Origin of the sequence: Beijerinckia sp. L45 (assembly GCF_009765775.1) — a bacterium.
Lineage (GTDB): Bacteria > Pseudomonadota > Alphaproteobacteria > Rhizobiales > Beijerinckiaceae > RH-AL1.
Genome location: NZ_LMUU01000064.1, coordinates 1 through 535 on the forward strand (window position 1 = coordinate 1; position 535 = coordinate 535).

Here is a 535-nt window from a genome sequence, read left to right on the forward strand (position 1 = left end):
CCGCAGGCCTGGCCTTCGGGCTTGAGCTTGAGGTTTGGCGTGTGTCTCGTAGTAGTGTTATATTCTTCCAGTTTCTGAACCTCGCTTCTCCAGATGTTTCTTCCCTTCTTCCCAAAGTGATCGGTGTGCCACACCGATCATTTTGGGAAGAAGCGTCTGGACTTGGCTGGTCCCCTTCTAGCCAAGCTGTTCCGTGGTATCATGCGCCGTATGCATGGCGAGCTGGCCAACTACCTGCGACGATGTGTTGAGGGCAACAGACACTTCAACCTGGCTGTCGGTATTAAGCCGGGCACTCTCTCCAATGGTCTCAAGTACTCCCTCGCAACTGGTAACTGGGGTGACCAGAAGAAGGCCATGAGCTCTACCGCTGGTGTCTCCCAGGTGTTGAACCGTTACACGTTCGCTTCTACACTCTCCCATCTCAGACGCACCAACACTCCCATCGGTCGTGACGGCAAGCTGGCCAAGCCTCGACAACTGCACAACACCCATTGGGGCCTTGTCTGCCCTGCCGAAACTCCCGAAGGCCAAG

1 pseudogene is annotated in these 535 nt (G+C 55.7%); it reads left to right on the plus strand.

The annotated features are described in order from the left end of the window. Positions 1-162: 162 nt before the first annotated feature. Positions 163-535: pseudogene (locus tag GSQ79_RS06660) on the plus strand (hypothetical protein); the annotation flags it as partial.